Below are 20246 nucleotides of genomic sequence, written 5' to 3' on the forward strand. Positions count from 1 at the left end.
GCCAGCGGATACATCGCGGCCGGCCCTCGCCAGCATCTGTCCCGGGGATTAGCCTGCAAAAGCGCACCGATTCGATTGAGGTTTGAAACGCCATGACCGTACGCCTGCACCGCGGCGACCTGCCCGATCTGTCCCGCTACACCGGAGCGGTGGCGATCGACACCGAGACCATGGGCCTGAACCCGCATCGTGACCGGCTCTGCGTGGTGCAGCTCTCGCCCGGCGACGGCAGCGCAGACGTGGTGCAGATCCCCAAGGGGCATACCGACGCGCCGAACCTGAAGGCCCTGCTGGCCAATCCCGCGAACACGAAAATCTTCCACTTTGCGCGGTTCGACGTCGCGGTGCTGTACCAGACGTTTGGCGTCATGACCGGGCCGATCTACTGCACCAAGATCGCCTCCCGCCTGATCCGCACCTATACCGACCGCCATGGCCTCAAGGACCTCGTGCGCGAGGTGCTCAATGTCGACCTCTCCAAGCAGCAGCAATCGAGCGATTGGGGTTCCGACAGCCTGACCGAGCCGCAACTCGCCTACGCCGCCTCCGACGTGCTGCATCTGCACGGCTTGCGCGAGCGGCTCGATGCCATGCTGGCGCGGGAAGGCCGCACCGCGCTGGCCAAGGCCTGTTTCGACTTCCTGCCGACCCGTGCTTTGCTCGATCTCCAGGGCTGGGCCGAAGAGGACATTTTCGCGCATTCCTAGCGTTTCGCGTCGCGGCCGGGTTGGGGCGGTCGCCCCGTTTCAGACACTTTCGTAACGGCCTGTCGCTGGCTGCATATTTTGGCGTTGCCGGCTACAATGGGGCGCCCGCCAGCCGGACCAGGCGAGCGACACCTCAGGAGCCCAGGTGAATTCGGCCCATAATGTCACCTATGATGCCGCGCTTGCGGCGAAGTTCGCCAGCGCGGCGCGCCACAGCCGCCTGGTGCGGATTCTGCGCGTCGCGGTGCCGGCGACAGTGGCTGCGGCAATGGGTCTGCTCGTCCTTATCTCGACCATTTTCAACCCGTTCCAGATCCCCGTGAAGCTCGACTCCGGAAATCTCGTGGTCACAGGCACCAAGATCACGATGGAATCGCCGCATATGTCCGGCTTTACTCCGGACCAACGGCCCTACGAGCTCTGGGCCAAGACCGCGACCCAGGACATCACCGATCCCGATCATGTCGATCTCCATGATTTGCGCGCGAAAGTGCTGATGGAAGACCAATCGACCCTGTTTCTCGATGCCCGCACCGGAAGATTCGACAACAAGCAGCAGCAGCTCGACCTGCACAAGGACATCTTCCTGCGCACCTCGACCGGCTATGAGGCGCGGCTGAACTCGGCCTTCGTCGACATGGGCAAGGGCACGGTCTCCTCTGATGAGCATGTCGACGTCAAGCTGACCAACGGAACGCTGACCGCCGATCGGCTGCGGATCACGGAGGGCGGCGACGTCATCCGCTTCGAAGGCAATGTGGTGATGCACCTCGACAAGCTGGACGATCCCGCCGCCAGCGCGCCCGCGCCGGTCGAGCCCACGCCGCCGCCGGCGGCGAAGTCCAAGAACAAATCCGCGAATTCAAAATGATTCTCATGACCCATCTTCATCTGAGCAAGCGTCGCATTGCTGTCAGTGTAGCGACGCTTGTCTCCGGTCTCTTGCTGCTCACTGCAGATGCGGCGCACGCACAGAGCTCGGCGAGCGTGCCCAACGCGATGCAGGGTTTTTCGCAGAACCGCGATCAGCCGATCCAGATCGACGCTGCATCGCTCGAGATGCGCGATAAGAAAAAGGAGGCGACCTTCTCGGGCAACGTGAAGGTCGTGCAGGGCGATACCACCATGACCTCGAAGACGCTGGTGGTGTTCTACGACTCGGGCGGCGACAAGCCGGCGACGCCGCAGCCTGCGGCAGCAAAGGGTGCGAAGGCCGCGCCGATCCAGTCGGCGACACCGGGCCCGGGCGGTAGCTCCTCGATCAAGCGGCTGGAGGCACGCGGCAATGTCGTGGTCACCCAAAAGGACCAGGTGGTGACCGGCGAGACCGCGGTGTTCGATACGAAGACCAATCTCATCACCATGCTCGGCGGAGCTGGGAGCCAGGTCGTGCTGACGCAGTGCCAGAACGTGCTGCGCGGCGACCGCCTCCTGGTCGACATGACCACCGGCGTCTCCCGGGTGGAGTCGGACAGCGGAAGGGTGCAAGGCCTGTTCATCCAGTCCCAGGGCGGACAGAACGGCAAATGCGGGACGCCGGTGGCCCCGGGCACGGCCCCGCCTTTGCAGTTGCCCGGCGGGAACAAGCCAAAGTAAATTCCGTTCGCGATTTCAACGCCTTGATCTGGATGATCCCGATCCGAGGTTGAAGCTTGCCCGCCGAGACTGTATCTAGCGCGAAGGGCTTTCGAAGCGGGGTTCGCCGCTTTTCGGGCGTGTTTCACTGGGCATGAGACATGCCTTCATTCATGCTGCGTCGGCGAATCCTGAGGCCGGCGCGGCAGATCGCGCGAAGATCGCGCAGGATCGTCGCGAAAGGCTAGAAGGCGGGGATGGTCGATCTCTTCAGCATGTTCCGTCGGCACCCCGCCAAACGCGGCCGGCCAGGATTTGCACGCCAGGACATCACCGCGCTCGGTGACAGCGTCGGCGGCCTCGTGGCCAGCCCAGTCAGGGACGCGCCGCCGATCGCCCGGAACCAGCCGATGCATGCGCCCGATCAGTTCCAAGGCGACTATGAGGCCGAGCCGCCCCGGGCCCAGGCGGTTCATCCCGTGAGGGCCGCCGGCAGGGCCAACGGTTCCGGCGGGCCTCAGCTCTTGAAGCGGCCGGGCTTCCTGGCTGTGCATAGCGTGGAAAAGAGTTTTGGCAGCCGCCAAGTCGTGCGCGGCGTCAGCATCTATGTGCGCCGCGGCGAAGCGGTCGGCCTGCTCGGGCCCAACGGCGCCGGCAAGACCACCGTGTTCTACATGATCACCGGCCTGATCAAGGCCGATCGCGGCGCCATCGAGCTCGACGGCCACGACGTCACCAAGCTGCCGATGTATCAGCGCGCACGGCTCGGCATCGGCTATCTGCCGCAGGAAGCCTCGATCTTCCGCGGTCTCACCGTCGAGCAGAACATCCGCGCCGTGCTCGAAGTGGTCGAGCCCTCGCGCAAGAAGCGCGAGCAGCAGCTCGACTCGCTGCTCGACGAATTCAACATCACGCGCCTGCGGAAATCGCCGTCGATCGCGCTGTCCGGCGGTGAGCGGCGCCGCGTCGAGATCGCGCGCGCGCTGGCGACGCGTCCGAACTACATGCTGCTCGACGAGCCCTTTGCCGGCATCGATCCGATCGCGGTCGGCGACATCCAGGACCTTGTCCGCCATCTCACCAACCGCGGCATCGGCGTGCTGATCACCGACCACAATGTGCGCGAGACGCTCGGCCTCACCGATCGCGCCTACATCGTCTATGCCGGGGAAATCCTGACCGAGGGCAGCCCGGATGAGATCGTCGCCGATCCGGACGTGCGCCGCCTTTACCTTGGCGAGGAATTCCGCCTCTAGCCCGTTTTTCCATTTCGTCAAGACGTGTACATCGGGCTCGGACTAAGATAAGCAAAAATCGGACCAACTTTTTGGGATCGGTTCTTGCTTCATGGCGCTTTCGCAGAGATTAGAGTTCCGGCAATCGCAGTCGCTAGTCATGACGCCGCAGTTGATGCAGGCGATCAAGCTGCTGCAATTGTCCAACCTCGATCTCACGACGTTCGTCGAAGAGGAACTCGAGCGTAACCCGTTGCTGGAACGGGCCAACGACGAGCCGCCCGTGGGCGAGGGCCCGGCCGAGACCGGCCAGTTCAACGACAGCGATGGCGGCCACAACGACGAGCCGGGCGGCGGCCCGGGCGAAGCCTTCGAGCCCGGCCAGGAAGAGTGGATGAGCAAGGATCTCGGCACCCGCGCCGAGATCGAGCAGACCATGGACACCGGGCTGGACAACGTCTTCTCCGAGGAACCCGCCGAAGCGGCCGCGCGCAACGCCCAGGATGCGGCGCCGACCACCTATACCGAATGGGGCGGCGGCGCCTCCGGTGACGAGGACTACAATCTCGAAGCCTTCGTCGCCGCGGAGACCACGCTCGGCGACCATCTCGCCGAGCAGCTCTCGGTTGCCTTCACCGGCGCAGCGCAGCGCATGATCGGCCAGTATTTGATCGACCTCGTCGACGAGGCCGGCTATCTGCCCCCGGATCTCGGCCAGGCCGCCGAACGGCTGGGCGCATCGCAGCAGGATGTCGAGAACGTTCTTGCCGTGCTGCAAAAATTCGATCCGCCCGGCGTCTGCGCGCGCAATTTGAGCGAATGCCTGGCGATCCAGCTCCGCGAGCTCGACCGCTACGATCCCGCGATGCAGGCCCTGGTCGAGCATCTCGATCTCCTCGCCAAGCGCGACGTCGCGGCCTTGCGCAAGCTCTGCGGCGTCGACGACGAGGACATCGCCGACATGATCGGCGAGATCCGCCGGCTCAATCCCAAGCCCGGCATGAAGTTCGGTACAGCCCGGCTCCAGACCATGGTGCCCGATGTCTATGTCCGCCCGGGCCCCGATGGCGGCTGGCATGTCGAGCTCAACAGCGACACCTTGCCGCGCGTGCTGGTCAACCAGACCTACTATTCGCAGCTCTCGAAGAAGATCGGCAAGGACGGCGACAAATCGTATTTCACCGACGCGCTTCAGAACGCGACCTGGCTGGTGCGTGCGCTCGACCAGCGCGCTCGCACCATCCTGAAAGTCGCAACCGAGATCGTGCGCCAGCAGGACGGCTTCTTCACCCATGGCGTGGCGCATCTGCGACCGCTGAATCTGAAGGCCGTCGCCGACGCCATCCAGATGCATGAATCCACGGTGTCGCGCGTCACCGCCAACAAATACATGGCGACCAATCGCGGCACGTTCGAGCTGAAATATTTCTTCACGGCCTCGATCGCCTCGGCCGATGGCGGCGAGGCGCATTCGGCCGAAGCCGTGCGTCACCACATCAAGCTGCTGATCGATGCGGAGGCGCCGTCCGCGATCCTATCCGACGACACCATCGTGGAACGCTTGCGCGGCTCGGGCATTGATATCGCCCGCCGCACGGTCGCGAAGTACCGCGAAGCCATGCGCATTCCTTCCTCGGTGCAACGCCGTCGCGACAAGCAGAGCGCTCTTGGTAACGTCCTCTCCACCGCCATGGCCGATCGCTCCCGCAATCCCGAACCGGCCTGATTGCGTCGGCGCCAAATCGCGCTACTCTCGATCCGCTATCGGGCCCGATCCTGGCCAGGCACGAACCAAGCGAGGTTCACATGACTCTCCGCATCTCGGGAAAGAGCGTCAACGTCGGCGAGGCCCTGCGCGGCCGCGTCACCGACCGGACTGAAGAGGTCCTGCGCAAATATTTCGACGGTAATTATTCCGGCCACATCACGCTGAGCAAGGACGGCTTCGGCTTCCGCACCGACTGTGCGCTGCATCTTGATTCGGGAATTACGCTTGAGGCCGATTCGAACGCACCGGATGCCTATGCCAGTGCCGACCAGGCGCTGCTGATGATCGAGAAGCGGCTCAAGCGCTACAAGAGCCGGCTCAAGGACCGCTCCGCCCGCAAGGCCCATGTCGCCTCCGCGGCGCTGGCCGCCATGGATGCCACCAGCTACGTGCTGGAGGCGCCGGGCGAAGGTGAGGACGAGGACGAAATCACCGGCTACAGCCCCGTCATCATCGCCGAGGCCACCACCTCGCTGAAGCCGCTGTCCGTCAGCGAAGCAGTCATGGAACTCGACCTCAGCGGGGCGCCCTGCCTGGTGTTTCAGCACGGCTCCTCGGGCCGGGTGAACATCATTTACCGCCGGGCCGACGGCAATGTCGGCTGGATCGACCCCCCGGGGGTCAAGGCGGACGGCAAGGTGGCTGGCAAGGCCTGAGGCCGCCGGACGACGCCCCTGCGGCCCGGCGCGGGGGCTCCTTTCCGCCTTAACAATGACCGGGGCAAAGCTGCACGCGGGAGTTGGCACCGGGATTGCGTTGGAGTAGAAGCCCCCCACATCAGGGGCGAGCTAAGTCCGCCTCCTGCTTCATCTTCTTGACGTCGGCCCGCCCAGGTTCTTTGTCCAGGCTGGCCAATTCGGAACCTGACGTTTTCATTCACCTCGGAAGACTTCCATGCCGATTACCGATCTGGTCGCGCCCGAGGCGATTCTCCCGGCATTGAAAGTCAACAGCAAGAAGCAGGCGCTTCAGGAACTCGCGGCCAGGGCCGCCGAGCTGACCGGGCAGAACGAGCGTTCCGTGTTCGAAGTGCTCCTGCAACGCGAGAAGCTCGGCACCACCGCGGTCGGCTACGGCGTCGCCATTCCCCACGGCAAGCTGCCCAAGCTGGAAAAGATCTTCGGACTGTTCGCGCGCCTCGATCGTCCGATCGATTTCGAATCGATGGACGGCCAGCCGGTCGATCTCGTCTTCCTGCTGCTCGCCCCCGAAGGCGCCGGCGCCGATCATTTGAAGGCACTAGCCCGCATCGCCCGCCTGCTCCGCGACCAGGACATCGCGAAAAAACTCCGCGCCTCGCGCGATGCCCAGGCGATCTATTCGGTGCTCGCGCTGCCGCCGGCGACTGCGGCGTAACTTAAAACCACTCGTCCATATCTCGTGGTTCTGATCGCACCGTGGGTCGAATGGATAGTCGAGCAATTTCGATCCCTACGAGTGGCGAATTCGCGAGTGCAACGACAATATCTCCACCGGTCGGCTGAGCATTTGGATCGCTAAGGTTTGGTGACGTCGACATCCTGTTCGAGTCGGCAGCCATCGCTTGTGCCCAATCTTGATTGATCTCTTCGGGTTTGGGCATTCCGCGATCTCCGTCGTCGTTGTGATCTGATGAAGCTCAATCTCTGCTGCGAAGACAGTGTGCTCCCTCTCCCGCTTGCGGGGGAGGGCTGGGGTGGGGGTGTCTCCGCGTTGGGATTGTTGAGATGGTGGAGAGTACCCCCGCGAGGAGAAAGCCCCCACCCGGCGCTTCGCGCCGACCTCCCCCGCAAGCGGGAGAGGTTGAGGGAGCGCGTGGCTCGATCGAGCCAATCTAAAGCGACCCCGGACTTGGACCAAGTGTACGTTAAAAGCAAAGCGGGCACCCCTTCCTTCGAAGGCATGCCCGCTTGAAACTCTATTCGTGCGACGCGCGCGTGCTCAGTGCACGCTCACCGCTTGCAGCTCGTTGCTCCAGGCGTTGGCGATCGCGGCTTCGCGGCTGTCGGTCAGCATGATCGGCGTGCCGTCGGCGGCGTGGAGCGCGAAGAGCTTGAGGCCCGGCGCGATCTTCGGCGCTTCGGGAAACAGGCCCGGCACATCCTCAGAGCGGATCTGCTTCACATAGGCGATATGGCCTTCGCCGAGGGTTGCCAGCGTCTCGGGCGAGACGTTCTTGGCTTCGTATTCGAACGCAACGTGACCTTCACTCATGGTCTCGACTCCTTCACAGAAACTAAGCGGTCGAGTCCGCTACTCGTTCCATTATTCGTGCTCATTGATAGCGATTGTCTTAACGATCCTCTCCGGTTCCGGCCGGGCAAGATCGATCGCCAGCAATCCGTTCTTCAGATCCGCACCCAGCACCAGCATCCCCTCCGCCAGCACGAAAGTGCGCTGGAAGTGGCGCGCGGCAATGCCGCGATGGATGTATTGCCGGGTCTTGTCGTCCTGCTGCCGTCCGCGAATGACGAGCTGGTTTTCCTCAATGGTTACATCGAGTTGGTCGCGGGTGAATCCGGCGACCGCCAGCGTGATCCGCAACCGCTCGGGCTGGCCCTCCGACCGGTCGCACCTCTCGATATTGTAGGGAGGGTAACCGTCGGCGCCTTTGACGACCCGATCGAGCACGCGCTCGATCTCGTCGAAGCCCAGAAGGAACGGACTGGAAAGCGTGGGAACACGAGACATAGTTTACAAAGTCCTCTCGAAGCGACTTTGGTGCATCAGGGCCCCGTACAGGCACCCCTTGATCAGCAATATGGGCATATCCGCTTGTAGGTTCAAGGACGTAGCCGGGGGCTGTGGATTGGCAGCTCACTTACTCTGCCATGCACAAATGCCGACTTGTCGTCATGGCGCGAAACGCCTGCGACAAGCCCGGCACGACGAAATTGCGGCGCGATTTTTCTCAACGAAAACAAACCCCCTTCTATGGTGCATGGGGTTGTTTTCGCGTTTTTTAATCGGCGGCCCCGCGGAACCCGGTCAGGCCTCAATCCGCGTCCGGCCGTCGCCGCTGAACAGATGCAGCTTTTGGCGCGTCGCTGCGACGCGGATCTTCTCGCCGATCGGCGGTGCCTCTGAGCCGGGAATGCGGACGATGACCTCGCCGGGCGGCAGCTCGCCGGGATTGGCAGCGATGCGCTGCTCGTCCTGAGCCCGCGTGCCGTAGACGAAGGTTTCGGCGCCGACGCGCTCGATCGCTTCCACGGTGAGCGGGAGCGTGACGCCGCCGGCCGGGGTCTGGTCGGTGATCACGAAGTCTTCCGGGCGGATGCCGAGGATGCCGGCGTTAGTGCTGCCGAGCTGCGATTTGATTTCATCGGCGCGAATCGACATCAGGTTCATCGGCGGCGCGCCGATGAAGGAGGCGACGAAGGTCGTGGCCGGCTTTTCGTAGATCGCCAGGGGATTGCCGACCTGCTCGACCTGACCGCCATTCATGACCACGAGAACGTCGGCGAGAGTCATCGCCTCGAGCTGGTCGTGGGTGACGTAGATCGACGTGGTGTTGAGCCGGCGCTGCAATTTGCGGATCTCGACCCGCATCGCGATGCGGAGTTTTGCGTCGAGGTTGGACAGCGGCTCGTCGAACAGAAACACTTTTGGCTGACGCACGATGGCGCGGCCCATGGCGACACGCTGGCGCTGGCCGCCGGAGAGCTGGCGCGGCTTGCGCTCCAGCATCGAGGTGAGCTCGAGCACGCGCGCGGCTTCGTCGACGCGGGTCTTGACCTCGGCCTCCTTCATGCCGCGGTTGCGCAGGCCGTAGGCCATGTTGTTGAAGACGCTCATATGCGGATAGAGCGCGTAGTTCTGGAACACCATCGCGATGTCGCGGTCGGCGGGCTCGATCTGGTTGACGATGCGGCCGCCGATGTCGATCTCGCCGCCGGTGACGGTCTCGAGGCCCGCGACCATGCGCAGCAATGTCGACTTGCCGCAGCCGGAGGGACCGACCAGCACGCAGAACTGGCCGTCGCCGACATCGACGTTGACGCCCTTGATGGCCTCGAAGCCGCCGGGATAGGTTTTGCGGACGTTGCGCAGAGTGACGTTAGCCATGGGATTTACTTTTCCGTCTCCACGAGTCCGCGCACGAACAATTTCTGCATTACGACGACGACGAACACCGGCGGCAGCATCGCGAGCACGGCGGTCGCCATCACGATCGGCCATTCGGTCAGCGCGTCAGTGGTGGTGATCATCTTGCGGATGCCGACCTGGATGGTCTGCATGTCGTCGCGGGTGGTGATCAGCAGCGGCCAGAGATATTGATTCCAGCCGAGGATGAAGAGGATCACGAACAGCGCCGCCATGTTGGTGCGCGACAACGGCAGCAGCGTGTCCCAGAAGAAGCGCAGGGGACCGGCGCCGTCGATGCGCGAGGCCTCCAGCAGCTCGTCCGGCACCGTCATGAAGAACTGGCGGAACAGCAGCGTCGCGGTGGCCGAGGCGATCAGCGGCAGCGACAGGCCCGCATAGCTGTCGAGCATGTGCAGATCTGCGACGATCTTGTAGGTCGGATAGATGCGGACCTCGACCGGCAGCATCAGCGTGATGAAGATGATCCAGAAGATCGGCATCCGGAACGGAAAGCGGAAATAGACGATCGCGTAGGCCGAGATGATCGAGATTGCGATCTTGCCGACCGCGATCAGCAAGGCCATCACCAGCGAGTTCAGCATCATGTTGCCGACGGGCTCGCGGGTCGATCCGCTCGTGCCGACGAAAATGGTCTGGTAGTAAACCTCGAAGAAATGACCGCCCGGCAGCAGTGACATCTGTCCGTTGGCGATCAGCGCGTTGTCCTGGGTCGAAGCGACGAACGCGATGTAGACGGGGAAAGCGACGATCGCGATCCCGATCCAGAGGATGATATGGGCGATGTAGCGCCGGAAGCCCTCTTCCTCGACCATCAGTAGGTCACCTTGCGTTCGACGAACCGGAACTGGATTCCGGTGAGCACGATGACCATGACCATCAGGATCACCGACTGCGCCGCCGAGCTGCCGAGATTGCCGCCAAGCAGGCCGTCGGAATAGACCTTGTAGACCAGCGTGACCGTCGACGTTCCGGGTCCGCCGCGGGTCATAGTGTCGATGATGCCGAACGTGTCGAAGAAGGCGTAGACGATGTTGACCACCAGCAGGAAGAAGATGGTCGGCGATAGCAGCGGGAAAGTCACGGTCCAGAACCGCCGCATCGGACGGGCGCCATCGATCGCGGCGGCCTCGAACACGCTCTTGGGGATCGCTTGCAGGCCTGCGAGGAAGAACAGGAAATTATAGGAGATTTGCTTCCACGCGGCGGCGAGGATGATCAACGCCGCGGCCTGGTCGCCGTCGAGCAGCGGATTCCAGTCGATGCCCACGTTGCGCAGATAGCGCGAGAGCACGCCGAGCGAGGGATGCAGCATGAAGATCCAGAGCACGCCGACCACGGGCGGCGCCACCGCATAGGGCCAGATCAGGAGCGTGCGGTAGAGCATCGAGCCACGCAGCGGCTTGTCCGCCATCACGGCGAGCAGCAGCGCGAAGGACAGCGACGAGACGGCGATGGCGAACGAGAAGAAGAACGTTCGGGCGATCGCCTCGAAATAGGCCGCGTCCTTGAACAGCTCGATGTAATTCTCGAACCAGACAAAGGTGGTCGACAGACCGAACGCATCCTGGAGCAGGAAGGACTGGATCACCGCCTGCAGGGCCGGCCAATAGAAGAAAATCAGGACGATCGCGAGCTGCGGCGCAACCAGCGCGTACGGTAACAGCCTTGACTGGAAAATGGCTTGCTTTTGCATGATGCCAGCAGAGCGGCAGGCCGGGTCGCGGCCTGCCGCTCATTGCCTCACTTGACGGCGGTTTTTTCGAACTGCCGCAGCATCGTGTTGCCGCGCTCGACGGCGGAATCCAGCGCCTGCTTGGCGGTCTTCTTGCCGGCCAGCGCCTGCTCGATCTCTTCCGACCAGACGTCACGCAGCTGCACCATGTTGCCGAGGCGCAGGCCGCGCGAGTTCTCGGTCGGCTCCTTGTTGGTCAGCTCGAGCAGCGGGGTCTCGAGATAGGGCTGATCCTTGTAGAAGCCCTCTTCCTTTGCCTTGGCGTAGGCCGCCTTGGTGATCGGCAGATAGCCTGACGCCTTGTGGATATAGACCTGGCGATCGGTGTCCGAGAGGAAGGTCAGGAATTTCGCGACGCCCTTGTATTCCTCGGCCGACTTGCCGCCCATCACCCAGAGCGAAGCGCCGCCGATGATCGAGTTCTGCGGCGCGCCCTTGACGTCGGGATAATACGGCATCGGCACGGCGGTGAAGTTGAACTTGGCCTGCGCCTTGACGTTGCCGAAGAACGCCGACGAGGTCAGGTAGATCGGGCATTCGCCGGAGGTGAAGCGGCCTTCGCCGGTGTTGGTGCGGCCGGCGTAGTCATAGGTCTTGGTCTTCTGCAGCTCGACAAGGGTTTCGAGATGCTTGACCTGAAGCGGTCCGTTGAACTCGAGCACGGTGTCAAAGCCGTCGAGGCCGTTGGCCTTGCTGGCGAGCGGCACGTTGTGCCAGGCCGAGAGCTGCTCGAGATTGACCCATGTGACCCAGGAGCCGGAGAAGCCGCAGGTGTCGTGACCCGCAGCCTTCAGCTTCTTGGCGGCCTCGAACGTTTCGGGCCAGGTCTTCGGAATCTCCACGTTCGCCTTCTTCAGCTCGTCGAGGTTCACCCACATCACAGTCGAGGACGAGTTGAAGGGGAATGAGAGCATCTCGCCCTTCGACGTCGAATAGTAGCCGGTGATGGCGGGCAGGTAGATCTTGGGATCGAACTTTTCGCCGGCGTCCGCCATAAGCTTGTAGACGGGCTTCACGGCGCCGGTCGCGGCCATCATGGTCGCGGTGCCGACTTCGAACACCTGCATGATGTGCGGGGCGTTGCCGGCGCGGAACGCCGCGATGCCGGCGTTCATCGTATCGGGATAGTTGCCCTTGTAGGTCGGGATCACCTTGTAGTCGCTCTGCGACGCGTTAAAATCGGTGGCGAGCTTGACGATGACGTCGTTGTTGGCGCCGGTCATCGCGTGCCACCACTGGATTTCGGTCACGGCCAAGGCCGGCGAGGCCGATAGTCCAACCGTGAGCGCAATAGCGGCAGCCGCTCCAAAGTGTCTAAGAGCCATCAAGTAAACCTCCCTTGGCCGTTCTCTTGGGCCGTCAAAAATGATCGCTTGCGCTAGCAGCGCCATATGACGTTCACATGACTGTGTAAGCGGCCGAAACGAAAGCGGCAAGCGCGGCAAAAGGGAAGCCGTCAAATAGGCGAATGCCGCGAGCGGCGTCCTCCGTTCGCGGTGCAGCATTCGGGAGTGATGGGTTGGTCGCTACGTCTTCAGCAGAATAGTGAAGCAGACGATCGTCCCGCGGGCTCCGAAACCTCACCCGCAAGGCACGCGGGAGAGGTTGCAGCGAGCCCGCGGTTAGAATCTCGCCCGCCTGATCCGCACGTAAAGCGCGCCCTCGCCGCCATGGCCGATACCGGCTTCCTCAAAGCCGACCACAAAAGCCCGGAATTCCGGCAGGCTCAGCCATTCCGGCACCTGGCGGCGCAGCACGCCGCTTTCGCCGCCGCTTCGGCCCTTGCCGGTGATGACGAGCACGAAGGTCAGGCCGTCATGATGAGCGCGGTGCAGAAATCCGGTCAGTGCGCGATGCGCGCGCATCTGGGTCATGCCGTGCAGATCGAGCCGCGCCTCGATCTCGCTGCGCCCGCGCGACAACTTTGTGCGCTCGCGCTTGCCGAGCGGCGCCAGCGGCGGCACCGCCGGCTTCGCTGCACGCAGTGCCGGGGCAGCGGCAATCGGACGTGGTGATGGCGCAGGCCGCGTGGGGGGCGCTGCGGGGGAAGGCTCGGTGCGCGGCGCAGCTTGCGCCTTCACCGCACGAGGCTTCCTCAGCGGCTTGACCTGCTTTGCGACCGTATCCCACAGCGCGCGCTCTTCTTCGCTCAGCGCGCGACGGCGCGGCGAGGGACGAGGCTCCAGCACGGGCGGACGGGACGATCGCTTCATTGCTGCCGATGGGAACGATTTTTCACCGGCCGCCGCGGCTCCTGAACCGGCTCGATCACGGGACGCGGCACCGGCAGCGGGACTGGACCGGCGACAGCGACCGTCTCGCTCCTGCTTTGCGCCTCGGCTGCCGCCGGCTTGTCCTTCGCGGGCTCTGTTTGCGGAAACAGCTTCGCGATCTTCTCCGACGGCCGCGGGTCCGGCACCGGCAGCCGCGCGGCACGCGCCGTGGGATCGAGACCCTTCGGCACCAGCATCACGAAATGCATGGCATGGCGCAGCCGCCCGGAGACGCGGCCGGCCTCCTGGCCCGCGCCGAAATAGAGATCGGCGCGCGCCGGACCGATGATGGCCGAGCCGGTGTCCTGCGCGATCATCAACCGATGGAACGGCGTCTTCGCGCGTTCGGAATCGATCGGCAACTCGCCTTCGATGAAAAACGGCGTGCCGTAGACGTGGAGCGATTTGTCGACCGCGATCGAGCGGCCGGCCGTCAGCGGAATGCCCTGCGCGCCGACGGCCTCCTCCTTGTCGGACAGATTGACCTCGCGGAAGAAGATGTAGGAGCGGTTCTGGCGCCGCAGCTCCTTGGCACCGTCTGGTGTCTGCGCCATCCACTCCCTGATCTTCTGCATCGACATCTCTTCCTTCGGAATGATGCCGCGCTCGATCAGGATGCGACCGACCGCTGTATAGGGATAGCCGTTATAGGCGTCGTAGTTGAGCCGGACCGTGCCGCCATCGTCGAACTTGATCCGCGCCGAGCCCTGGATTTGGGCGAACAGCAGATCGGTCGGGTCCTTCAGCCAGGCAATCTCGAGTCCGCGGCCGGCGATCTTGCCGTCCTCGATCTCGGCGCGGTCGTAATAGGGGACCAGCTTGCGGCGGCCGATCTTGCGATAGACCGGGCCCTTGTTGGGCAGGCTGACCGAATCCTGCTTGTAGCCGCGCACGAACAGGTTCGACGGGCGGCGATAGACCGGGACGTTGTAGACGTCGGTCTGCGTGCGCGATCCCTCCAGCACCGGCTCGTAATAGCCGGTGACGAAACCATCCGGCTCGCCGAGGCGAGAGATCCGTAGCGGCGCAAAATTTTCCTCGAAAAAGGTTTTGGCCCTGGCGTCGTCGGTAAGCTCGAGCGATTTGGCGACCCGGCATGGTTCGGCCAGAGAGGCGCCCAAAGCCTTCGGTTCGGGCGCGCCGGTCTGGGCGCTGATCGGACGGCAGCTCGCGCGAAAGGTCCGGTAGGCGGCGAGATGATTGTCGTCGCCCCAGCCCTTCACGTCGGCCCAGGCCAGCGGCAGATATTGCGCGCCGGGAATCTCGAACGGCAGGGGAAGCTGCGGATACGGCAAGGCGCGCGGCGGCGCGGCAGGCAATTCCGGGAGATGATGGTGATGGCTGCGATAGTGGCGCCGCGCCGCCTCGGCGCCAAGTGAAAACGACGACAGCGCGACGGCACCTGCGCAGAGCGCCGTCGCGCTGGTCTTCAGGAAAGCCTTAATTCGCGCTTCCGGTGCCAACCAGCTTCCAGTTCGGATCGCGAGAGGTGATGTCGCGGGCGAAAGTCCAGATGTCGGTGATGTCAGCGACGGTGTCGGCGCTGCCATCGACGATGTTGCCGGCCTTGTCACGCGTGGCCGAGATCATCTGCGAGACGAAGCGGATCGTGAGCTGGGCGGTGCGGTCGCGCAGCTCGGCGCCGACGAGTTCGGCCTTGTCGATCGAGACAAAGCGCGTCTCGGTCTTCTGCTCGTTCTTCTCACGCTCCTTGATTGCGGCATCGAAGCTCTCATAGACCTCCGACGACAGCAGGTCGCGCAGCGCGCGGCGGTCGCCATTGGCAAAGGCCAGCACGATCATCTCATAGGCGCCGCGGGCGCCGGAGATGAAATGGCGCGGATCGAAGGTGGAGTCCTTTTCGACGATGGAATCGAGACCTTGGGCGAGCACGGTGCCCGGCTCGGTCAGGCCCTTCCAGCGGTCGGAGGGCGGGGCCGGCTCGGCCGTCGGCGCCAACGGAGCCTGGTCGATGACCTTGCCCGGCATGGTGACGACGTTCTTGTCCTGGGCACCCTGGAGCGCGTTACGGTCGAACGGCGGCCGCTCGTTGCCGGTGCGCTGCCCCAGCACGCTGCGCAGCCTCAGAAAGATGAAGACCGCCAGCGCCAGGAAGATGATGGTGTAGATGTCCACGTCGTATTCGCTTTCTGGTCGTCTGTAGAAGGGGCCGTCTCGAAAGGATCGTGCCGGGAAAATCGATCCGGCCAGTAGACCGTTCCATACCGGAACGGCAAGTCCACATCACCATTTCGGGTCCGCGCGTCAGGTCCGTGGGATGTAGGCACGAAATCTTGCCCGGCCAATGGCGCCTTTTGGCACAGCACCGAGTGTAGCGCGTTTTATGCTTAAGGGGAAACCCGATCCTGGCCGGAAATCGCGCATCTTCAATCGTTTAAGGCGCAGTTGCGCTGGATCGGCGGGATGAACGCCGCAGTTGTGGCCGTGGCCGGAATTCCCCATCCGGGACCGTTCGTCCTTGTGGAACGAGGTAGCCCTATGTTAGCCAACCGCCGCGAAATTCAGCCCAATCGGGTAAGGAGACACTCTTATGACCAACGGTAACGGCACCCCTCCCGAGGCGGCCCAGGCTCCCCAGCTCAACGTCCTGGCGCAATATACCAAGGACCTCTCGTTCGAAAATCCGAATGCGCCCAGCTCGCTCCAGCAGCAGAGCCAACCGCCCCAGATCAACATCCAGATCAATGTGAGCGCCAACAACCTCAGCGAACAGGAGTTCGAGGTGACCCTGTCGGTCGAGGGCAAGGCCGAGACCGCCGGCAAGATCATGTTCTCGTTCGAGCTCGCTTATGCCGGCGTGTTCCGCATCTCCAACGTGCCGAAGGACAATTTGCATCCGCTGGTAATGATCGAATGCCCGCGCCTGCTGTTCCCGTTCGCCCGTGAGATCATCGCCACGGCCGTGCGCGACGGCGGGTTCCCGCCTTTGATGCTGGACCCGGTCGACTTCGTCGGCCTCTATCGTCAGAACATGGAGCGGCAAATGGCCGCTCAGCCGAGCGGTCAGGCCTAACCGGCCGAAGCGACAGCTGGAGCGGGCAAGAACTCGTTCCAGATCGCCTTGTCGCCGAGCGTTGCGATGAAGGCCCGGTGGGCCTCGCGCTCGGCGTCTGAAATCCGCGGCGCGAGCGGCGCTGGCCGCTGCCGCCGTGGCGCATCAGCAGCCCCGTTGGCGCGAGTCTCCTCGGATTCCGAGGCCAGCAGCAGCTGCGATTGCCGCGCCCCGACCAGATCCACATAGACTTCCGCAAGCAGCTCGGCGTCGAGCAACGCGCCGTGCTTGGTGCGGCGTGAATTGTCGATCGCATAGCGCGAGCAGAGATCGTCGAGCCGGTTCGACACGCCGGGATGCTTACGCCGTGCCAGCAGCAGCGTATCGACCAACCGCTCACGCGGGATCGCCGGGCGCTTGATCCGGTCGAGCTCGGCATTGATGAAGCTGATGTCGAACGAGGCATTGTGGATCACCAGCGGCGCATCGCCGATGAACTCCAGAAAATCGTCGACGACCTCGTGAAACAGCTGCTTGGTCGCCAGGAACTCGGCCGACAGCCCGTGCACCGCGAAGGCTTCTGCCGGCATGTCCCTTTCGGGATTGATATAGACGTGGAAACTCTGCCCCGTCGGCATGCGATTGAGCATCTCGACGCAGCCGATTTCGACCAGGCGGTCTCCCCGCAGCGGGTCGAGGCCGGTGGTTTCTGTGTCGAGAACGATTTCGCGCATGATCTGAGAAGCCGTGTCAGGCGCCGAATCAGGCGCGCCGCTGCGGCATCTTAACGACCTCCGCCAGGATGTGCGCGATTTGGGCGCGCACCGGATCGAGTCCGTGGGACGTATCCACCACGAAATCGGCACGCCTGCGCTTTTCCGCGTCGGGTGTCTGCTTGGCGATGATGGCGTCGAGCTTGGCCTCGTCCATCGTGCCGCGCGCCAGCACCCGCTCGCGCTGCAGTTCCGGAGACGTCGTCACCACGACTACGGCATCGACCCGCGTCTCGCCCCCAGTCTCGAACAGCAGTGGAATGTCCAGCACCACGACGGGCGCCTTGGCGGCTTCGGCGTCGGCGAAGAATTTTTTGCGGGAAGCGCCCAGCATCGGATGGACGATCTGCTCCAGCTGCTTGATGGCCGCAGCATCGTGCACCACACGCGCCGACAGTTTTGACCGATCGACCTTGCCGTTCGCGGTGGTGCCGGGGAAGGCGGCCTCGATCGCGGGCGCAGCCTCGCCCTCATAGAGCTGATGGACGGCGGCATCGGCATCGTAGACAGGGACGCCAGCCTCCGCGAATAATTTCGCGGTGGTGGATTTTCCCATCCCGATCGAGCCGGTCAGTCCCAAGATTCGCATCAGCGCCCAGCCATCTTTGCCAATCACACCGCAACTAGCCGCTCGTGCCGCAGGAACGCAAGCAGCGGCAGCAGCGGCAAGCCGAGAATGGTGAAGTGGTCGCCCTCGATACGCTCGAACAAATGGATCCCCAGGCTTTCGAGCTGATAGCCGCCGACGCTGGTGGTGACGGCATCGCCGGCGATGTCGAGATAGGTCGAAAGTTCGGCCTCGGTCATCTGCCGCATGGTGAGGCGGGCGACCGAGACGTCCTCGAAGATGATCTCACCATTACGTGCTATCGCCACGGCAGAATTCAGCTCATGGCTGTGTCCGGAGAGATCGCGCAGTTGCGCCAGCGCCTGGGCGCGGCCCGCAGGCTTGTTGAAGATGCGATCGCCAAGCGCCAGCGTTTGATCCGCACCGATGACGGTGCTTCCAGCGTGATGAGCCGAGACCGCCTTGGCCTTTTCGCGCGCCAGCAGCAAGGCAATCTCGCGCGGACCAGACAGCCCGGAGGCGGCCTGGATCGCGCGCTCGTCGATATCAGCTGTGATCACCTTGAACTCGAGCCCGGCATTGGCCAGCAGCATCTTTCGCGCGCTGCTCTGCGAGGCCAGGATCAATGAGGATTTGCCGAGCCACAGACCCATCACGAAACTATTCCCAAAACTATTCAGAAGGCCGGTTACGCTGACGATCACTATAGAGCTTCATGATCGCCGCGGCGGTTTCCTCGATCGAGCGCCGCGTGACGTCGAGCAGCGGCCAATCGTGCTTGGCGCTCAGCTTGCGGGCAAATGCGACCTCTTCGGCGACCGACTGCTTGTCCGTGTAGGTGTCGCCGCTGGAATCGGCGCCCATCGAGAGCAGGCGGTTCGTGCGCACCTGGATCAAGCGTTCCGGCGTCGCATGCAAGCTCACCACCAGCGGTCGCGTCAACGTTTCCAACTGCGACGGCACCGGAATGCCTGGAACCAGCGGCACGTTGGCGGTGCGGATGCCACGGTTGGCAAGATAGATCGATGTCGGGGTCTTGGAGGTGCGGGAGACACCGACGAGCACCACGTCCGCGTCGTCGAGCCCTTCGACATGCTGACCGTCATCATGGATCATCGTGTAGTTCAGCGCGTCGATGCGCTTGAAGTATTCGGCGTTGAGCACGTGCTGGGCACCGACCCGGCCGGTCGTGGCGGCTCCGAGATACGCCTCGAACAATTGCATCACCGGGCCGATGATCGACAGGCTCGGAACATTGATCCCCTTGCACTTGTCCTCGAGCCTGGCGACCAGATCCTTCTCGAGCAACGTGAACAGCACGATTCCCGGCGCTTCCTCGATCTCGTCGAGCACGCGATCGAGCTGTTTCTGACTGCGCACCAGCGGATAGACGTGCTCGACCGGGGTCACGTTGGCGTACTGGGCGGCAACGGCCCGCGCGACCGTGATCAGCGTCTCACCGGTGGAATCGGACACGAGGTGCAGATGGAAATAATTGTTCGAGGTCGGCACAAAAGCCCTTTGTATGAAACCGGTTTGGTTTGTGGATTTCTGTGGACCTTAACCCCTCGGAAAGGGATGCGCGACACCGGGGGCGGGACAAGTGCCAATTTTCTTCACACCACTGCCCGTGAGAACAAGTTCGGCGCCCCGTCGAAAGGGAAACGGGATTGTGCCGATAACCCTCTTGATAAGCTGCCGACAGAAACGCGCAAGCCTTTGAAGCTGACCGCCTTATCGAGGGCGGCCAGAGTGATCAGGGATATGTTGATGGATGTGAACAAGCGCGTGTGAACGGGCGGACGGAAATGTGTGAGTCCAATTCACCGTCACATAGACTCAAACCTTAAGAATCTAAGATTCTTATTGGAGAAGGGCGCTACGGACGGATATGTGTGCAGGCAAGACCTTAACGAGTTCTTACTATCCCCAGCGTTCCCCGCGGCTGGGCAGGAATCCGGATCCCAGACATGTTTGAAGACGTCTATCTCTGGATCAAGGCGCTGCATGTGATCGCCGTCATCTCCTGGATGGCGGGCATGCTCTATCTGCCACGGCTGTTCGTTTATCATTGCGAGGCCGACATCGGCTCGAAGCAGTCGGAAACGTTCAAGATCATGGAACGGCGGCTGTTCAAGGCCATCATCAACCCCGCCATGATCGTGACCTGGCTCGCCGGGCTCTATCTCGCCTGGGCTGGCCATTGGTTCAGCTTCGGCTGGCTGCACGTAAAACTGGCACTGGTCCTCGCGATGTCCGCGGTCCACGGCTTTTTTTCGCGCTGGCTGAAGGATTTCGCCGCGGATCGGCGCCCCCGGAGCCAGAAATTTTATCGGATTATCAACGAGGTACCCACTGGCCTGATGATTCTGATCGTCATCATGGTGATCGTGAAGCCGTTCTAGGCAGGGGTCGCGAACAATCGCTCAGTGCTTCTGCTTGCGGAGTGAGAGGCGATTTTCTATATTAGCAATATCCCACCCAACGCAGGCGGATGTGGTCGTGTCTGAGCT

23 protein-coding genes are annotated in these 20246 nt (G+C 63.1%); 10 read left to right on the top strand and 13 right to left on the bottom strand.

Features of this window, described 5'->3' with window-relative positions; translation table 11 throughout:
• The first annotated feature begins 92 nt into the window (after nt 1-92).
• From ABIB80_RS04370 to ptsN, 7 genes are all read left to right on the top strand, one after another.
• Entirely contained in the window at nt 93-707 is a 615-nt protein-coding gene (locus ABIB80_RS04370; protein ID WP_007598566.1) for a ribonuclease D, read from the top strand.
• A 145-nt stretch (nt 708-852) separates the two neighbouring features.
• Nucleotides 853-1578, top strand: coding sequence for an LPS export ABC transporter periplasmic protein LptC (gene lptC / locus ABIB80_RS04375; protein WP_007598567.1), 726 nt, complete (start codon nt 853-855; stop codon nt 1576-1578).
• Complete coding sequence (locus ABIB80_RS04380; RefSeq protein ID WP_007598568.1) at nt 1575-2303, top strand: LptA/OstA family protein; 729 nt, start codon at nt 1575-1577, stop codon at nt 2301-2303. The genes lptC and ABIB80_RS04380 overlap by 4 nt, the downstream gene beginning before the upstream one ends.
• 236 nt (nt 2304-2539) lie before the next feature.
• A complete protein-coding gene (gene lptB, locus ABIB80_RS04385; protein WP_007598569.1) occupies nt 2540-3538 on the top strand; it encodes an LPS export ABC transporter ATP-binding protein in 999 nt (332 codons plus the stop codon).
• A 91-nt stretch (nt 3539-3629) separates the two neighbouring features.
• Nucleotides 3630-5243, top strand: coding sequence for an RNA polymerase factor sigma-54 (rpoN, locus tag ABIB80_RS04390; protein WP_007598570.1), 1614 nt, complete (start codon nt 3630-3632; stop codon nt 5241-5243).
• A gap of 80 nt (nt 5244-5323) precedes the next feature.
• A complete protein-coding gene (gene hpf, locus ABIB80_RS04395) occupies nt 5324-5941 on the top strand; it encodes a ribosome hibernation-promoting factor, HPF/YfiA family (protein WP_007598572.1) in 618 nt (205 codons plus the stop codon).
• 238 nt (nt 5942-6179) lie between these two features.
• Nucleotides 6180-6641, top strand: coding sequence for a PTS IIA-like nitrogen regulatory protein PtsN (gene ptsN, locus ABIB80_RS04400; protein WP_007598573.1), 462 nt, complete (start codon nt 6180-6182; stop codon nt 6639-6641).
• A gap of 564 nt (nt 6642-7205) precedes the next feature.
• Here ptsN and ABIB80_RS04405 read toward each other — a convergent pair.
• From ABIB80_RS04405 to ABIB80_RS04445, 9 genes are all read right to left on the bottom strand, one after another.
• Complete coding sequence (locus ABIB80_RS04405; protein ID WP_007598581.1) at nt 7206-7478, bottom strand: BQ00720 family protein; 273 nt, start codon at nt 7476-7478, stop codon at nt 7206-7208.
• Nucleotides 7479-7529: 51 nt separating this feature from the next.
• Nucleotides 7530-7955, bottom strand: coding sequence for an Hsp20 family protein (locus ABIB80_RS04410; RefSeq protein ID WP_007598583.1), 426 nt, complete (start codon nt 7953-7955; stop codon nt 7530-7532).
• A gap of 297 nt (nt 7956-8252) precedes the next feature.
• Nucleotides 8253-9332, bottom strand: coding sequence for a sn-glycerol-3-phosphate import ATP-binding protein UgpC (locus ABIB80_RS04415; RefSeq protein ID WP_354127090.1), 1080 nt, complete (start codon nt 9330-9332; stop codon nt 8253-8255).
• A gap of 5 nt (nt 9333-9337) precedes the next feature.
• Nucleotides 9338-10186 carry a sn-glycerol-3-phosphate ABC transporter permease UgpE gene (gene ugpE / locus ABIB80_RS04420; RefSeq protein ID WP_007598587.1) on the bottom strand — a complete coding sequence of 283 codons (849 nt, stop codon included), beginning with the start codon at nt 10184-10186 and terminating at the stop codon, nt 9338-9340.
• Nucleotides 10186-11067, bottom strand: a complete 882-nt coding sequence (gene ugpA / locus ABIB80_RS04425) for a sn-glycerol-3-phosphate ABC transporter permease UgpA (RefSeq protein WP_007598588.1) — start codon at nt 11065-11067, stop codon at nt 10186-10188. Before ugpA ends, ugpE begins: the two co-directional genes overlap by 1 nt.
• Before the next feature lie 47 nt (nt 11068-11114).
• Nucleotides 11115-12431 carry a sn-glycerol-3-phosphate ABC transporter substrate-binding protein UgpB gene (gene ugpB, locus ABIB80_RS04430; RefSeq protein ID WP_007598589.1) on the bottom strand — a complete coding sequence of 439 codons (1317 nt, stop codon included), beginning with the start codon at nt 12429-12431 and terminating at the stop codon, nt 11115-11117.
• A gap of 297 nt (nt 12432-12728) precedes the next feature.
• Complete coding sequence (locus ABIB80_RS04435; protein WP_007598590.1) at nt 12729-13319, bottom strand: Smr/MutS family protein; 591 nt, start codon at nt 13317-13319, stop codon at nt 12729-12731.
• The gene (gene mltA / locus ABIB80_RS04440) at nt 13316-14842 is read right to left on the bottom strand and encodes a murein transglycosylase A (RefSeq protein ID WP_007598591.1); all 1527 of its coding nucleotides are present in this window, start codon (nt 14840-14842) and stop codon (nt 13316-13318) included. The genes ABIB80_RS04435 and mltA overlap by 4 nt, the downstream gene beginning before the upstream one ends.
• The gene (locus tag ABIB80_RS04445) at nt 14820-15515 is read right to left on the bottom strand and encodes a Tim44/TimA family putative adaptor protein (RefSeq protein WP_007598593.1); all 696 of its coding nucleotides are present in this window, start codon (nt 15513-15515) and stop codon (nt 14820-14822) included. The genes mltA and ABIB80_RS04445 overlap by 23 nt, the downstream gene beginning before the upstream one ends.
• 415 nt (nt 15516-15930) lie before the next feature.
• Between ABIB80_RS04445 and secB the strand changes: the two genes are divergently transcribed.
• Nucleotides 15931-16413 (top strand): protein-export chaperone SecB, encoded by a 483-nt coding sequence (gene secB, locus ABIB80_RS04450; RefSeq protein ID WP_007598595.1) that lies wholly within the window; start codon nt 15931-15933, stop codon nt 16411-16413.
• Here the strand turns inward: secB and dnaQ are convergent.
• The 4 genes from dnaQ to ABIB80_RS04470 are packed head-to-tail and all read right to left on the bottom strand — an operon-like array spanning nt 16410 to nt 19245.
• Nucleotides 16410-17126 (bottom strand): DNA polymerase III subunit epsilon, encoded by a 717-nt coding sequence (dnaQ, locus tag ABIB80_RS04455; protein WP_007598597.1) that lies wholly within the window; start codon nt 17124-17126, stop codon nt 16410-16412. The genes secB and dnaQ overlap by 4 nt on opposite strands.
• Before the next feature lie 28 nt (nt 17127-17154).
• Nucleotides 17155-17754, bottom strand: coding sequence for a dephospho-CoA kinase (gene coaE / locus ABIB80_RS04460; protein ID WP_007598603.1), 600 nt, complete (start codon nt 17752-17754; stop codon nt 17155-17157).
• Nucleotides 17755-17777: 23 nt separating this feature from the next.
• Entirely contained in the window at nt 17778-18386 is a 609-nt protein-coding gene (locus ABIB80_RS04465; RefSeq protein ID WP_007598605.1) for a Maf family protein, read from the bottom strand.
• Between the two features lie 19 nt (nt 18387-18405).
• The gene (locus ABIB80_RS04470; RefSeq protein ID WP_007598606.1) at nt 18406-19245 is read right to left on the bottom strand and encodes a pyruvate, water dikinase regulatory protein; all 840 of its coding nucleotides are present in this window, start codon (nt 19243-19245) and stop codon (nt 18406-18408) included.
• Between the two features lie 66 nt (nt 19246-19311).
• Here ABIB80_RS04470 and ABIB80_RS04475 point away from each other — a divergent pair, with 66 nt between their 5' ends.
• Complete coding sequence (locus tag ABIB80_RS04475) at nt 19312-19527, top strand: hypothetical protein (protein ID WP_007598608.1); 216 nt, start codon at nt 19312-19314, stop codon at nt 19525-19527.
• Between the two features lie 176 nt (nt 19528-19703).
• Nucleotides 19704-20138, top strand: a complete 435-nt coding sequence (hemJ, locus tag ABIB80_RS04480; RefSeq protein WP_007598610.1) for a protoporphyrinogen oxidase HemJ — start codon at nt 19704-19706, stop codon at nt 20136-20138.
• Nucleotides 20139-20246: the final 108 nt, after the last annotated feature.

Source organism: Bradyrhizobium sp. i1.15.2 (assembly GCF_040548425.1).
Taxonomy (GTDB): Bacteria; Pseudomonadota; Alphaproteobacteria; order Rhizobiales; family Xanthobacteraceae; genus Bradyrhizobium; species Bradyrhizobium canariense.